Origin of the sequence: Pseudomonas edaphica, assembly GCF_965277385.1 — a bacterium.
GTDB classification, from domain to species: domain Bacteria; phylum Pseudomonadota; class Gammaproteobacteria; order Pseudomonadales; family Pseudomonadaceae; genus Aquipseudomonas; species Aquipseudomonas edaphica.
Map to the genome: position 1 here is coordinate 1,015,161 of NZ_OZ255725.1, position 13,729 is coordinate 1,028,889.

Annotated in this window: 14 protein-coding genes; 4 read left to right on the forward strand and 10 right to left on the reverse strand. The window is 58.0% G+C overall.

The annotated features are described in order from the left end of the window. Window positions 1–87: 87 nt before the first annotated feature. The 3 genes from ACQY47_RS04200 to ACQY47_RS04210 are packed head-to-tail and all read right to left on the reverse strand — an operon-like array spanning window position 88 to window position 2,389. A complete protein-coding gene (locus ACQY47_RS04200) occupies window positions 88–1,401 on the reverse strand; it encodes a sensor histidine kinase (RefSeq protein ID WP_017135292.1) in 1,314 nt (437 codons plus the stop codon). Then, window positions 1,398–2,066 carry a response regulator transcription factor gene (locus ACQY47_RS04205; protein WP_017135293.1) on the reverse strand — a complete coding sequence of 223 codons (669 nt, stop codon included), beginning with the start codon at window positions 2,064–2,066 and terminating at the stop codon, window positions 1,398–1,400. Before ACQY47_RS04205 ends, ACQY47_RS04200 begins: the two co-directional genes overlap by 4 nt. Further along, the gene (locus tag ACQY47_RS04210; protein ID WP_017135294.1) at window positions 2,066–2,389 is read right to left on the reverse strand and encodes a PepSY domain-containing protein; all 324 of its coding nucleotides are present in this window, start codon (window positions 2,387–2,389) and stop codon (window positions 2,066–2,068) included. Before ACQY47_RS04210 ends, ACQY47_RS04205 begins: the two co-directional genes overlap by 1 nt. A gap of 171 nt (window positions 2,390–2,560) precedes the next feature. On the opposite strand from ACQY47_RS04210, the gene ACQY47_RS04215 reads away from it, so the two are divergent. Further along, window positions 2,561–3,640, forward strand: a complete 1,080-nt coding sequence (locus ACQY47_RS04215; RefSeq protein ID WP_017135295.1) for a patatin-like phospholipase family protein — start codon at window positions 2,561–2,563, stop codon at window positions 3,638–3,640. A gap of 258 nt (window positions 3,641–3,898) precedes the next feature. After that, the gene (locus ACQY47_RS04220) at window positions 3,899–5,074 is read left to right on the forward strand and encodes a tyrosine-type recombinase/integrase (protein ID WP_428555942.1); all 1,176 of its coding nucleotides are present in this window, start codon (window positions 3,899–3,901) and stop codon (window positions 5,072–5,074) included. Between the two features lie 450 nt (window positions 5,075–5,524). On the opposite strand, the gene ACQY47_RS04225 is transcribed toward ACQY47_RS04220, so the two are convergent. Next, the gene (locus tag ACQY47_RS04225; protein WP_428555945.1) at window positions 5,525–5,734 is read right to left on the reverse strand and encodes a hypothetical protein; all 210 of its coding nucleotides are present in this window, start codon (window positions 5,732–5,734) and stop codon (window positions 5,525–5,527) included. Between the two features lie 433 nt (window positions 5,735–6,167). Between ACQY47_RS04225 and ACQY47_RS04230 the strand changes: the two genes are divergently transcribed. Together ACQY47_RS04230 and ACQY47_RS04235 are read left to right on the forward strand one after the other, a co-directional pair. Further along, window positions 6,168–6,377: a hypothetical protein gene (locus ACQY47_RS04230; RefSeq protein WP_099489483.1), complete on the forward strand. Its 210-nt coding sequence runs from the start codon at window positions 6,168–6,170 to the stop codon at window positions 6,375–6,377. A 79-nt stretch (window positions 6,378–6,456) separates the two neighbouring features. Continuing rightward, entirely contained in the window at window positions 6,457–6,816 is a 360-nt protein-coding gene (locus ACQY47_RS04235) for a hypothetical protein (protein ID WP_428555948.1), read from the forward strand. Here the strand turns inward: ACQY47_RS04235 and ACQY47_RS04240 are convergent. The 6 genes from ACQY47_RS04240 to ACQY47_RS04265 all read right to left on the reverse strand — a co-directional run bounded on the left by ACQY47_RS04240 (window position 6,797) and on the right by ACQY47_RS04265 (window position 13,691). Continuing rightward, window positions 6,797–7,312 (reverse strand): lysis system i-spanin subunit Rz, encoded by a 516-nt coding sequence (locus ACQY47_RS04240; RefSeq protein ID WP_428555951.1) that lies wholly within the window; start codon window positions 7,310–7,312, stop codon window positions 6,797–6,799. The two genes, ACQY47_RS04235 and ACQY47_RS04240, sit on opposite strands and share 20 nt — an antisense overlap. Beyond that, window positions 7,309–7,734: a structural protein gene (locus ACQY47_RS04245; protein ID WP_428555954.1), complete on the reverse strand. Its 426-nt coding sequence runs from the start codon at window positions 7,732–7,734 to the stop codon at window positions 7,309–7,311. The genes ACQY47_RS04240 and ACQY47_RS04245 overlap by 4 nt, the downstream gene beginning before the upstream one ends. Window positions 7,735–7,792: 58 nt before the next feature. Further along, a complete protein-coding gene (locus tag ACQY47_RS04250; protein ID WP_428555957.1) occupies window positions 7,793–8,047 on the reverse strand; it encodes a hypothetical protein in 255 nt (84 codons plus the stop codon). Between the two features lie 286 nt (window positions 8,048–8,333). Then, window positions 8,334–9,098 (reverse strand): hypothetical protein, encoded by a 765-nt coding sequence (locus ACQY47_RS04255; RefSeq protein WP_428555960.1) that lies wholly within the window; start codon window positions 9,096–9,098, stop codon window positions 8,334–8,336. Between the two features lie 56 nt (window positions 9,099–9,154). Next, window positions 9,155–9,787, reverse strand: a complete 633-nt coding sequence (locus tag ACQY47_RS04260; RefSeq protein ID WP_428555963.1) for a hypothetical protein — start codon at window positions 9,785–9,787, stop codon at window positions 9,155–9,157. A gap of 328 nt (window positions 9,788–10,115) precedes the next feature. After that, window positions 10,116–13,691: a host specificity protein J gene (locus ACQY47_RS04265; protein ID WP_428555966.1), complete on the reverse strand. Its 3,576-nt coding sequence runs from the start codon at window positions 13,689–13,691 to the stop codon at window positions 10,116–10,118. Between the last annotated feature and the right edge of the window lie 38 nt (window positions 13,692–13,729).

Genomic DNA, 13,729 nt, shown 5'->3' on the forward strand with positions numbered 1-13,729 from the left:
TGCCTGCGATGACGGTGGTTCAGCAGCCGATGTATCTACTGATAGACCGCAGTCGCGGGCAAGCCCGCTCCCACAGTTTGTTCGGTGTTAACGCTTGGGTAATTCGATCAGCACCTTGAGCCCGCCCAGCTCGCTGTCCTGCAACCGCAACGTACCACCCCACACCTCGACAATATCCCGCACGATCCCCAGCCCCAGGCCATGGCCGTCAATCTGCTCATCCAGACGCGCGCCCCGGCTGAGCACTTGCTCACGCTGAGCCGGCGGGATGCCGGGGCCGTCGTCTTCGACTGCCAGCAGAAAGCTGCGCGGGGTTTCGCTGACCGTCAAGCGCACGTCGGCATCCGCCCATTTGCAGGCGTTATCCAGCAGGTTGCCGAGCAGTTCCAGCAGGTCTTCGCGGTCCCAGGGCAATTGCAGGCCGGGGTCGACGTGGTAGCTCAAGTCCAGGTGTTCACCGTGGATCATGCTCAAGGTGGCCAGCAGGCCGGGCAGTTCTTTTTCACAGTCAAACAGCGCGCCGGGCAGGGTTTCACCGGCCAGGCGGGCGCGGTTAAGTTCACGGTTGAGACGTTGTTGCACCTGGTCAAGCTGCTCGCGCAGCAGCTTGCCGATTTCGGGGTGGTCCTTGAGCGCTTCACTGGAGGCCGCACTCAGTAGCACCGCCAATGGGGTTTTCAGCGCATGGCCGAGGTTGCCCAAAGCATTGCGTGAGCGCTTGAGGCTGTCTTCGGTATGGGCCAGCAGATGGTTGATCTGCGCCACCAATGGCTCCAGTTCCAGCGGCACTTGGGTATCAAGTTGCGAGCGCCGGCCCTGTTGCAGTTGGGCAATCTGGTTGCGTGCCGTCTCCAGCGGGCGCAAGGCGCGGCGCACGGTGACCCGTTGCAGGATCAGCACCAGTAACAGCGCCGCCAAGCCGATGATCAGGCCGATCTGGCGCATCAGGCGAAAGCTTTCGCGCACGGGCGTGTAGTCCTGGGCAACGCTGATGGAAATTGACTGGCCGAAACGCTTGTAGTCCGAACGCAACACCAGCAGTTGCTGGCGTTCCGGCCCCAATTGCAGGTTGCCCTTGAGCCCCGGCTCGGTCAGGCGCGGCAGTTCCTGGTCCCACAGCGAGCGGGAGCGCCAGTGAACGTCGGCAAAATCAATGCGGAAATAATGCCCGGAAAACGGTCGCTGATAGGCCGGTGACAGACGCTGCTCATCCAAATGAACACCCTCAGGCCCACGCACCAGTGCTGCCAGCAGGTTCTCGCTGTCGTTGCGCAGCCCGGCTTCCAGGTAGCGCTGCAAACCGGCCTCGAACAACCACAAACTGGTTTGCGCCAGCACCACGCCCACCACCACCATGACGCTGATCAGACCCAGGCTCAAACGCCGTTGAATCGACCTCATGCCGGGGCGGCGCCAAACCGGTAACCCTGGCCACGCCGGGTTTCAATCACACTGCGCCCCAATTTGCGGCGCAGGTGGTTGACGTGCACTTCCAGCACATTGGAGTCGCGCTCGGTTTCGCCGTCATACAAATGTTCGGCCAGATGGCTTTTCGACAGAATCTGCTCCGGGTGCAGCATGAAGTAGCGCAGCAGGCGGAATTCGGCGGCGGTCAGCTGGATCTCGTCGCCATCGCGCAGCACACACTGGCGCCCTTCATCCAGGTGCAGGCCGGCGGCTTGCAGCGTCGGCTGGTTGGCCTGGCCGTGGGAACGGCGCAGAAGCGCCTGGATGCGCAGGTAGAGCTCTTCGGGGTGAAAGGGTTTGCTCAGGTAATCGTCGGCGCCGGCCTTGAGCCCTTCGATACGTTCGGCCCAGGAATCGCGCGCGGTCAGCACCAACACGGGCGTGGCCAAGGCCGCGGCGCGCCATTGCGCGAGCACCTCCAGGCCCGGCAGGCCCGGCAAGCCGAGGTCGAGGATGATCAGGTCATAGGGTTCGCTGCGGCCTTGATACGCGGCGTCGCGCCCATCGGCCAGCCAATCGACCGCGTAGCCCTGGCGCTGCAGACCGGCCAACAGTTCATCAGCCAGCGGTACGTTGTCTTCCACCAGAAGCAGGCGCATCAGTCGTCTTCCTTATCTTTGAGCAGCTTACCGGTACTGGCGTCGAGCTCGATTTCGCGCACCACGCCTTCGACGGTCAACAGTTCGATTTCGTAGATATAGCGCACCGAGCGATCCTTGTGCTCCTCAAGTTCGGCGTCCAGCAGCTTGGCACCCGGGTAGCGCTCCAGCGCCGGCCCCAGCAACTGTTCCAGCGGCGCGATGACGCCCTCCTGACGCAATCGCAGGGCTTCATCCTGACCAAGGTCATGGGCCGACAGGCTGGCGCTGCTCAGAAGCAATACCAGCGCCACCTGACTGCCCGCGCGTAGATTTACCTTCATTACGTATCCTGATGTTCCTTGAGGGCGGCCCGATGCGGGACATGGGCCACCACGGTACCCGTGACAACTTAACTGAAACTGAATTGCCACCATGGCAATTTTCAATCGGCAACCTTACCCATCGCTGCAAGAATTCTCTTATATTGCCTGTTCGCTGCAACCGAGACCTGTATGACTGCCATCCACATCAAGTTTCCCGCGCTGACCCTCAAGGCCGGCAAACGCGCTTTCACACGCATTCGCGAGCAAGGCCTTGCGCCGGCGGATGTCGGTATCCTACCCGGTGCGGCCGGTGGCCCCAAGGCGTTGGGCATTCAAGGCCTGGACCTGGCGCTGTTCGGCGATTGGCTGCCGCGCGCGCCGCGTGAGCGTGCACTGATCGGCGCGTCCATCGGCTCCTGGCGGTTTGCCAGTGCGTGCCTGCCCGACCCGGTGCAAGGCCTGCTGGACCTGGGCCGCTTGTACAACGAACAACGCTTTGCCAAGGGCGTGACCATGGCCGAAGTCAGCCACAGCTGCCAGCGCATGCTCGACGACCTGTTGGCCGGCCGCGATGCGCGGGTGCTGGACAACCCCGACTATCGCCTGAATATCATGGTGGTCAAGAGCCACGGCCTGCTCGCCGATGACCACCGTGGGCGACTGGGGCTGGGCCTGTCGTCGGTGATTGCCGACAATCTGCGTGGCCGTGCGCGGCTGTCGCGGCATTTTGAGCGGTTGATCATCCACGACCCGCGCCAGGCGCCACCGGTGCATGCGCTGACGGACTTTCCCTCGCGCTTCCTCGACCTGCAGGTGGGCAACCTGCGCCAGGCGCTGCTGGCCTCCGGATCCATCCCCATGGTGATGCAAGGCGTGCGCGACCTGCCCGGCGCAGGCACGGGCACTTACCGCGACGGTGGCCTGCTGGACTATCACCTCGACCTGCCCTATCACGGCGACGACATTGTGCTGTACCCGCATTTCACCGACCGGGTGATCCCCGGCTGGTTCGACAAGGGCCTGCCGTGGCGACGCAGTAATCCACAAGGCTTGCAGGATGTGCTGCTACTGGCGCCCTCCAAAGACTACCTGGCCCGTCTGCCCCATGGGAAATTGCCGGACCGCAGCGACTTCAAGCGCTTTATGGGCGATGACTCTAGCCGCAACAAATACTGGCAAACCGCGATGAGCGAAAGCCGACGGCTGGGGGATGAGTTCCTGCAACTGGCGGACAATGGTGGGCTGGGCGAGCGGCTGCAAGCGCTGTAACCCAGCGGTATGCGCGGCAGAGGATCAAACTGTTAAACTCGCCGCCTGCCAGATACCTGACCGAGCTGAAAATACTGTGGAAATCTTCAAAGATTCCACGGTAGCCTCCCGCCTGAAACCACCCCTTCCCAATTCCCTCCGTACAACCCAACAAACAAAAGCATTTGAGTATCACCGCGTACCACACGATACCTTCCCAATGGCAATTAGTTAGTACATCATCCAGTACATTGAAAATGGTTTTGAGAGGATGTACTAGTGGCACTCACGGACACAGCGGCCAGACAGGCCAAGCCAAAGGAAAAGGCATACACCCTCCCCGACTCCCTGGGTCTTTCGCTTTACGTGGCGAACAGTGGAATCAAAAGCTGGCACTTTCGGTTCACATGGCTTGGAAAACAGGCAAGGATTTCTTTTGGAACATACCCGGAAACGGGCCTGAAGGAAGCGCGCTCTCGCAGAGATGAGGCGCGGGAAGACATTGCGCGCGGCGTAGACCCGCGCGAATCAAGGAAGGAGAAGAAGGCAGGACTGATTGAGGCTGGCGGCCGGACATTCCGCCGCGTGTACGATGAGTGGCTGGCATTCAGGAAGGGCAGCATATCGCCGGGCACCTACCGGATCATCAGCAATTTGATGGAACTGGATGTGCTTCCAACATTTGGCGGGCGGCAGATCGACGCCATCAAGCGCGCCGACGTGATCGGCCTGATACGACGCATCGAAAAGCGCGGCTCTGTAGTCACGGCGGTAAAGGTTCGGCAGCGGATGGGCCAGGTGTTCAGCTATGCGATCGCCACCGGGCTGATTGAATCGAACCCTACAGCTGAGATGCATGCCGTCACCGAGAAAGGCGCGCAGAACCGGCCTCATCCATTCTTGCCGTTCAGCGAACTACCCAAGACCATCGCCAGCATTCAACAATGCGTGTCCGGCCACCAGTTACGATCGGCTATTATGCTGATGATCTACACGGCCTCACGCCCTGGCGAGGTCAGGCACGCAGAATGGTCTGAAATCGATCTTGATGCCGCGATCTGGACAACGCCGGCGGCGAAGATGAAGGCGCGGCGCGAGCACGCGGTACCGCTGCCAACCCAGGCCGTCGAATTGCTGAAAGACATGCTACCCATAACCGGCGGGCTTAGGTATGTCTTCACTAATCGCAGCGACCCTACAGCACCGATCGGAACCAACTACGCCAACAACGTCATGGAACTGTGCGGGTTGACTGGCAAACAATCACCCCACGGATTCCGCCACCTCTTCTCCACTGAGATGAACGGGCGCGGATATAACCGGGATTGGATTGAGCGCCAGCTTGCGCACGCAGACAGTAGCTTCATTCGTGACGTATACAACCACGCAGCATACCTGGAGCAGCGCAAATCCATGATGCAGGAGTGGGCTGACCTTGTGACGCCAAATCCCTAGCCATTCATCCCGGGGCTGTAGCAGGAGTTTTGCGTACGCTCCACTCCAGAATTAGCGCTATCCAAAAAAGCATCTATCGTGGAAGTGCAACTCCACTTTGCGTAACCAAGGAGATGGTCATGTCAAAATCAAGCGGCGGAAAGGCAGTATCCAGTTCAGGAAAATCTGGCGGATCGAAAGCACCAGCGGTAGCTAACCTCCCGAGCACTACCGGGAAACCATCTGGAGGTGGACGCGGGAACGCGGCACCTAAAGGCAAATAATTGACATCCTCCGGTGCTCTCACGGAGCACCGGATCATGTAAGCGCTCCACCATGTCAAGGTGACCACGCAAGCAACGTAAGCTAATGATATATAGAGGAAATAGGCCTATTTTAGCGGAAGCCAAAACACGCAGTTTGCCCTATAAGAATCAATAACTTAGGGCTGTATATTCCCACAGTGACAGGTCAGTTTTGCCCAGTAATGGCCTTGACTGCTTTGTCCAGATTTGCAGCCTGACGCCCGACCTTTTCAAAGCATTTATCTTGCTCCGGCATCTCAAGCTTCAAGCAACTAATTGCGTTTTGCTCGACCTTTTGCAGAGAGGAGTACATGTTGTAGGCCACCCCAAGGGCTCCGAGCAGAACGATTCCGTAAACCACATACAACGCCTTCATAACAGCTCCTTTTTTTGAAGCTTGCGAAACTACCTGAAAAATCGAACAAAAAGAAGGCTAAATAGTGGCACTCAATTCGGGGCGATTTGCTCAAGCCCCTCCACCCCCGGTTTTCCAAGGCATCCAGCAAAATTCTTGTGGCGGCTCAGCCCGCAGCCCCTATGCTTCTGAGACATTAATTATGGTGTTAATGCCTGGGATGCAGCATAAGAAACGCTCAAGGCCTTTAAAATCAAGGCCTTGAATCTGAAAACACCTTCATACAACACCCACTTTTGCGACTCTTCTGAACCCAATAAACATTGGTCAAAACGGTTGCGTTTTGGGGAAGAAACTCACAGACGAAATCCCGCCACTGGCGTCCTGCCGACCTAACACAAACTCCCCAGATACACCGACTGCTAAGCTGTCCCTCTCCACCAGAGGAACGCCAATGCCAAACTCCGACCTACTCCCTTCACTGCTCTCAAAGCTTTACGAAAACCAACTGGCCCTTGAGGCTTCCATCGTGGAAATAGCAAACTGGGTAGAGCAGCGCGGCTCTGCCGACGTGGCTGAGAATGTGCGCGGCGCCTTGCACACCATCGATGAGAACGAAGAGTTCATCAAGCTGACCCTGGCCGTTCTCATGGCGCCAGACTAACTGCCTCTCGTCGCCTCGAATCGCACCCCGGCAACACCTCGATTACTGTATGCACATACAGCATTCGGATTGACCCATCATGAACCTCGACAAAGACACCTGCGAGTGGCTTGGATGCCCTACGCCCCTGGAAATGTACCAACACCAGTGCGCACTGCTCGAGGACGAGCTGACCGCGACCCAGAAGCGGCTGACCGAGGCGCGCCGCAACATTGCCGGACTGGTGCAGATGTGCGACCTGCTGGTCACCGGCAAGGCCTCAGCCGAGGCAGAACTCAAGAAGGCACTCGACAACATTGCGCGACTGAATCATGAAACGTGGGAATTGGACGGCAAGGTCCGGGCGCTCGAGTCAGTTGCCGACCAGCGGGATGACCTGTTCAGGGAGAATCAGCGGCTCTTGCTGGAACTGAGCGTGCTTAGGGGGCCACAGCCCTGACATACGCCTGGCACGCCCGCAAAGCGATCACGGCGTTATCCCCATCGTCGGTGATGGCGATAATTCGTTGCGCATGCGCTGGGTCAAGTTGGGCTCGACGGGCTGCATGAACCACGCCGACGGCGCCGGCGGCGGCAGGCAAGTTGCAGCCACTGGCTGGATCGTCGGCAAGGAGGACTGACAGCCGCACATCAGCAGTGGCAAGGCGATCGCGCAAAAGAGCCTGGTTGCGTTGAGCATCGGATAGTTCTCGGGTGTGTTGTTTGTCGGAGGCAGCGAGTTGCTGCTCGGTGGCCAGGCGCTTGTCCTGCTCGGCGCGGGCCTGGGCGGCGGCGGCATTACTGATCGCTGCGAGGTCATCCTTGTGAAGGCCGGCCTGCTCCTCGAGTTTCTTGCCCATCCGCCAATCCTGCACCTGCCAGGTTACGCCGGCGGTGGCCGCCATAAGCACCAGGGTCAGCAGCACTAGGCTCGCCAGCTTCTGCACCGGAGTCATGCCAGCGCCCGCCGCACGCCTTCCGCCAGCACCGAATCAGGATAGGCAAACCCTGCGTTCTCGTGGTGGATAATCGCTTTGACGAAACCGGACATCACCGCCGGCTGCGTCAGGTCAACCTCGGCGCCGGGGCTGGTGCCTATGTTTGCCTCGACGGCACGCACGTAGGCCGCGGTGTCGTTCTCCACGGCCGGCGCCCAGCGACTGATGATCGCCTTTACCGTCTTCAAGCCATGCTTTCGCTGGTAGGTCAGCAGCACCTTGCCCAGGGCGCGGATGCCATTCTCAGGCGTATCGAACCGGGCGAAACGCTTCTCGATGGCTGGGTCTGGTTTGAGTTGGCCCTGCCATTGATTGGCTGGGTTGTAGTCGATGTTACCGGGGTTATTGTTGCGCGCGCCGCGGGTTGCAGTGATGGGCATAGCTTTTCTCCAGGCGAAAAAAAACCGCTCAATGGCGGCTGTGGTGTTCTGCGGAAGATCAGGCTTCAGTGCTGTATTCAGACCCCGGAAGCGGGAAACGCGCCTTGATGGCGGCCACGGAGGAAAGCCACGCGGCATAGTCTGGTTCGAGACCCTGGCTCAGTGCGTCGTAGTCAGCCTCCAGGCGAAGCGGATCAGACTCGGCCAGGTATGCGGCCCGGCGAGAAGCCAGGACAGCCTCTAGCGTTGCCCGGCGGTCTTCTTTCTGACGCTGTTCGACAGTCACCATCTTGCTGAAATCAATGTTTTTCATTGGGGAAGACTCACGTTCCCGTCAGGCGGACTGACGATATCGGCGGGGAAGTTTGCAGCGGCCGTAGCGTCCTGACGGCACGGTAGAAGTAATGTGAGGATGAGGTCGCCATTCATGCGCGTGATGTCACCGATAACGAACTCACAATCAACTGCCGAACTCGGGAGCACCGCCCCCTCAGGAATTTCTCGAAAGTCGAATCGCTCACCGTTTATAGTTAGCACGTCGCCCCGTTTCGTGATTTTTAATTCATCGTCACGGCGTTGAGCGGATAACTTAATTATCATTAGAACCACCTCCCAACAGCCAGCATCCTCACAGAAATACTTGAAGATGGCGTGGACGCACCAGATATGATGAACATGTTTGCAACTGTTCCATTCCAGCTACTGAACTCGCTCCATACAATCGAGCCTGGTAGCCGTGCGCAAAACCGAAACTGTGGGTTGCTTCCAGATACAAATGCGGCTGGCATTGCAAAGCCGGTCTCGGCGTAATAAACGCCATTAGACAGCGCTGTAAGCGCAACAGTTAAACTGAATACGTTCACACATATTTGCATTCCACACGCGTAACGCCAGTATTCTCCGGCGTTATTAGATCCGTATTCCATCAGGGCGCCAATAGGCACCCCGCCGGACTGCGATACTGTGCCAGTGATTGCAGCGGCTGCCAGTTTAGTTGCTGTGCCGGTTGTGTTTCCAGTTCCGCCCTTGTCAACAGGCAAAATATCGTAGTTGCCCGTTGTCCCCAGCGCTGCCAGCTTCGGCCCGAACTGGTTGTTTAGGTTGTTGAAGGCATCCGACAGCATTTTGTCGTAGCCCTGCACGGGCATGATGGCGTAGGCGGCACCGCTTACTGTCGGGCCTTTATATGCTGGCAGGATTGAAATAACCGTAGCGCTGGCGACGTTGGCCACCTCGTATGTAGCCCCGTCCGGGCCAACGAATGAATCGCCATTCCTGCTGCTCGCCGCAAAATCTACGTTAGTTCCGACGACTGTGGTGCTGCCATTTTGCACAGCGACTGTTCCGGCTCTTTGCCAAACCATAATTTTCTCCAGGCAATAAAAACCGCTCAGGGCGGCATAAATTTTGTTAGCTTAAATCAAGCTATTGGTTTCGCGAATATCAACGGAACAAAGAAGCTATCACCCCTAAAATCCCCAATATTCTGAAGAACTGCTGTAACCACGTTACTGGCGTAATTCCAACCACAGCTCAATTTCGAAAACGTATCATTCCCAGGAAGATCATATGCAATATTGTTTATCAGCATGTAATTCCCAGCACTCAAAGGTGCAGATGCATTCCATGTAAACGTCCACCGACCAACAGATGTATTGGTAGCACCCAAATAATTCCACCCCGTTATGACGCTGGTAATTTGTGCGCAGGGGGTTCCATTATCAAATAGTAGTTTTGAGCCCCCGTCCCATAGCCTCATCCCATAACTGGCCGTCGGTTTAGATTCATAAGCTGCTATGAAATATGTGCCGGGAGTGCTTGATTGATTTAGCCAGCCCGTCCAGTTACCAGGTGCACCTAGCATTCTTATCCATTGGAATGCGCCATTTCCGTCCGGTTTGGCAAAAATTAACGGAGGTTCCGCAGAGGTAATCGGGACGGGAAAGCTGGCCCCACCTGAATACCTTGCCGAGAACAATACGACCAGCCTTGAAAATTCAGAATCCAACGTTACAACATCTGATCCATTTTTAAACTCCAGCCCGTACGCCATCACCTGTACCTCAATACTAATAGCCTTTGAGTACCAACCCCAATTCGTCCGTTAGGCATGTTTCTATTAGAAAACCAAACCGTTACTCCTCCTTGAAGAACTTGCGCATCAAACTGCGATACAGCGGCGCTCTGCCCATCGTTACTGTTTGACCACGCCACATTCGGTAGGCAAATCGCTGTGTGAGTAGAAGGGCTTACCCCTGCAATTGGGATGTAGACATTTCGTCCAGAGTTTGTAACGAGCGCCGAATAAACAACCCTTACGGTAAACGAGTTCTCATCTAGCTCTAGATTGCCTGTAGCACTCCAAATTCTAATACCAGAACTCATTCGCTCAGATCTCCAAGTTGTACACGCTTAACTCCGTTTACATCCCAGAATCTCAGCGAGCGGTTTGTCATAACGGAACGCCCCTGACCGGCGACGATGCCGTTAATTTCGAAGGTACCGTCCCTCTTAAGAATCCAACCTTTAAGTCCTGGGTCGTAGTCATCAGACTGCAGAGCCTGGCCAATCTTAAGCATGTTGATACTGCCGTTTTCAATGAATGCGGACTTAATGAAAGTCTGGCCGCCAGTGACCGAGAACGGCGAAACCGGCACGCCATTGGCCAAGTTGAGCAACATGAACGTGTCAGCCCTGACCACGAACTGCGACGACACCCCAGAAGGATCGACCTGTAGACCCAGGCCGAAAGACGCGGCGTACTTCTGCCCGCCGGCCGTGGTTTCCATCTTCACCGACCAGATCGTCGACAGCTTGCCATTGGTATCGGCAAGCGCTGACGTGGTCTGCTGGATTGCGGCCTTGTTGGTGGCCACCTCTGCGCTGACCTGGGCTACTTGCTGAGCAGAGGCCTGCTTATTGGTGGCTACCGTGCTTTCCAGAAGCGTCACGTTGGCGGCGTTTTGGTTTACCTTGGCATCCAGGGTCGTGGTGCGCTGGGCTGATGCTTCCTCGTTTGAGGCGATTACCTTCGCTTGCGTGGCGATTGATGCCGTACTGGCCCATCCCTTCAGCGCGTCGATCTTGTCACCATTGCCGCTATCGTCCCTGGTGGCGGCTCGAAGCACGTTTAGCGTAGAACCTTGCGCAGTTACCTTGCCGTCAACGGTTTCGATACTGGTTTTGTTCAGCGCGACCTGTTGCGCCAAGGCCCCGACAGATCCAACGGTCTGCCCCACGTCTAGCCAGTAGGTAGCATTCGGTGGTGGCTTGTTGGCCGGCACGCTGGCAATGGCCTGATACAGCCGCTGCCCTTGGCGAACGGTGTCGCCAGCGACATAGGTTTTCGCTGCGTCGTACAACAGGATGTCGTCGAGTGCGTCGATCTGATCCTGCAGGCCTGGAATTTTGTTGATATCGCTTAGCAGGTCCTGGCCCAGTTCAGTCTTGCTGATCTTACCGGCGAGCATGTTCAGAATCGGCCCAGCGTCCGAACTGGCTTGGCCCATCACGCCATTCACCACCGGGTAGAACGGCCCAATGTTTCCGGTACGATCCACCAGGCGCGCCCAGAAGAACAACGTGGCGCCTGCCAGCAGTTGCTGCATGCGGTAGTCGGCCTGCGGGTAGGCCAGGTCGGCCAGCTTCGTCGCAGCCTGCAGGTTATTCGCCGGGCCATACCACAGCTCGGTGCGCTGGGTATCCTCTGCACCGGGTGGGAAGCCCCACTTGATGCTGATGCCGAACAGCTCGCTGGTGGTGGTCAGGGACGACACCGCTGGCGGCAGGCCTACCTTTCCTTCCAGGTTGGTCAGGTTGGAGCTTTTCCAGATCGACGAGATTTCGAACGCACTCACCGACCGCACGCGGGCGATGTACGCGCCCGAATAAATGCCGGTGATGTCGACGCTGGTAGAGCCGGTACGCTGCACCTTGATCCAGTTGCCGCTGTCCTTGCGCCACTCCACGTCATAGGCGATCGCGCCAGCAACGGCGGGCCAAGAGATGTTCATAGTGCTGATGGCGATGCCCTGGTTCACGGCGCAGCTCGACGTCAACGTGACGCTGGCCGGCGCCGGTACCACGGTGATCGGGATCACGCTGATTGGACGCTCTTCCAGGCGAGCACCGGTGTCGATGTGCGCGAACTTGCTTGGGTCGTACTGCACCGCCGAGATCTCGAATACACCAGGTTCTGGCCGGGCCACGCTCACGACCCGATACAGCGGGATGGCCAAGTCGTCAGCATCCAACGCCCACACCAGCTCGGGTTCTGGCGCCACTGAATAAGCCACGGTTACGGTGACCTGCCGTCCACTGACCAGTTGAACGGTACGCCCCTCACACTTGCCATCTGGCAGGTTGAGGATGAGTCGGTCGCCGGACTTGGCCTGCGTGTCACGGTCCAAGGTGATGACCTTGCCGTTCACCGCTGAGATACGCCCGCCCACCGGCCGACCGGCCAGCAGTTCGTCCGCGATCGGGATCACGTACCCAGGCAGCGGGATTCGACCGTCGAGGCCTACCTTGAAGGTAACGGCCCGGTCCTTGGAGTTGGTCAGCAGCGCCCACTTGCCACGGCGCTGGGCCTCGGATTCGCGCGTGCAGCCAATCGCACTGATCTCCAGCGGGTTGTCGCCGTAGCGCCGCTGCAGCTTCTGGTCAGTCACAGCAGTGACGTCTGTGTCGTAGTTGTTCAGCGGGTTGTCGTAGCTGATCAGCGCCCTGGTGTAACGAGTGCGCTCCGACGCGCTGGAGTAAATGAACGGCTGTCGCCCCTCGGTGATGACATTCGCGCCGGTATAGGCGAAGTCGAAGTCAGTCGCGCGTGGCATATCCGACAGGGTGAACACCTGGCCCTGGGCCCAGTACGTCATGCCTCGGTAAATGGCGGAGATGTCACGCAGCAGAGACCAGGCATCGGCCTTGCTCTGCAGGTTCAAGTTGCAGATGAAGCGCGGCTCCATACCGCCCTTTCCGTCCGGCACCAACTGATCGCAGTACTGCGAGATCCGGTAAAGCTCCCACTTGTCGACCATCCAAGGCTTTATGCGGCGGCCAAGGCCAAAGCGGTCGTTGGTGGTAATGCCAAGCGTCGCCCAGGTCGGATTGTTGGTGTAGGCCTCCTTGAAGGTACCGTCCCACACGCCGCTGTATGTGCGCGATGCGCAGTCATAGTTGCTCGGCACCGACCATTTTCGAGCCTTGCAGCCCACAGTTACCGCCGGAATGCTGCGGAACTGCTCAGCCGAGAACTCGATGTAGAGCAACGCGGTGTTCGGGTAACGGATCTTCGCGTCGATCACCTCGGTGAAGCCGGCGATCTGCATGGTGTCGGAGAATTTGGCAGGACTATTTTTGTTGGCTGTCAGTCGCGTGATTCGCATCAGCCAGCCAGTGTTCGCTTTGGGCAGATCAATACGGCGACTGCGCTCGTATAGGCTGGTTGTTTTGCCGTCGACAGCCTCGCTCAATACCTGCTGGTAGGCACCGCCGTCAGTGGCCAACTCAACTTTGTACTCAATGCGGTACCCGTTGATGTTGTTGCTGGCATCGACGGACTGGAGTGCCGGCCACGCAAAGCGAACACGCACGGCGGAAAGCTGGGTGTCACTGATGGACTTGACCCACGGAGTACCGCTACGCAGTTCGGTGCCGATCGTTGTTTCGTTCGCGACAGATGGAATACCCTGGATATAGGTCTGGTCGACCGCGCCAGTACGCCACTCCCACTTCACGTTCGGGAAGTTCATGTTGCCTTGGGGGTCTTGCAGTGGGGTGTTGTCGAGATAAATGTCGCGCGCCGTAGGCGTGCCTTCAAACTCACCCTCCCCTATAGCGATCAACATTTTGGCGATGGCAACGGAGCGCAGGCTGTCCGGGGCCTCAGTTGGCGTTTTTGGTTTCTCTTCGCCGCCCTTGGCGCCGTGGATGTCAATCTTGCGTGCTGCGCCCATGCTTTTCTCCAGGCAATAAAAAACCGCCTCAGGGGCGG

What these genes read in the sequence shown, in the direction of transcription:
- ACQY47_RS04250 (WP_428555957.1), bottom strand. Translation starts at nt 8,047, where the DNA reads ATGAAAAACATTGATTTCAGCAAGATGGTGACTGTCGAACAGCGTCAG.
- ACQY47_RS04260 (WP_428555963.1), bottom strand. Translation starts at nt 9,787, where the DNA reads ATGGCGTACGGGCTGGAGTTTAAAAATGGATCAGATGTTGTAACGTTG.
- ACQY47_RS04235 (WP_428555948.1), top strand. Translation starts at nt 6,457, where the DNA reads ATGAACCTCGACAAAGACACCTGCGAGTGGCTTGGATGCCCTACGCCC.
- ACQY47_RS04240 (WP_428555951.1), bottom strand. Translation starts at nt 7,312, where the DNA reads ATGACTCCGGTGCAGAAGCTGGCGAGCCTAGTGCTGCTGACCCTGGTG.
- ACQY47_RS04205 (WP_017135293.1), bottom strand. Translation starts at nt 2,066, where the DNA reads ATGCGCCTGCTTCTGGTGGAAGACAACGTACCGCTGGCTGATGAACTG.
- ACQY47_RS04265 (WP_428555966.1), bottom strand. Translation starts at nt 13,691, where the DNA reads ATGGGCGCAGCACGCAAGATTGACATCCACGGCGCCAAGGGCGGCGAA.
- ACQY47_RS04230 (WP_099489483.1), top strand. Translation starts at nt 6,168, where the DNA reads ATGCCAAACTCCGACCTACTCCCTTCACTGCTCTCAAAGCTTTACGAA.
- ACQY47_RS04210 (WP_017135294.1), bottom strand. Translation starts at nt 2,389, where the DNA reads ATGAAGGTAAATCTACGCGCGGGCAGTCAGGTGGCGCTGGTATTGCTT.
- ACQY47_RS04215 (WP_017135295.1), top strand. Translation starts at nt 2,561, where the DNA reads ATGACTGCCATCCACATCAAGTTTCCCGCGCTGACCCTCAAGGCCGGC.
- ACQY47_RS04225 (WP_428555945.1), bottom strand. Translation starts at nt 5,734, where the DNA reads ATGAAGGCGTTGTATGTGGTTTACGGAATCGTTCTGCTCGGAGCCCTT.
- ACQY47_RS04255 (WP_428555960.1), bottom strand. Translation starts at nt 9,098, where the DNA reads ATGGTTTGGCAAAGAGCCGGAACAGTCGCTGTGCAAAATGGCAGCACC.
- ACQY47_RS04245 (WP_428555954.1), bottom strand. Translation starts at nt 7,734, where the DNA reads ATGCCCATCACTGCAACCCGCGGCGCGCGCAACAATAACCCCGGTAAC.
- ACQY47_RS04200 (WP_017135292.1), bottom strand. Translation starts at nt 1,401, where the DNA reads ATGAGGTCGATTCAACGGCGTTTGAGCCTGGGTCTGATCAGCGTCATG.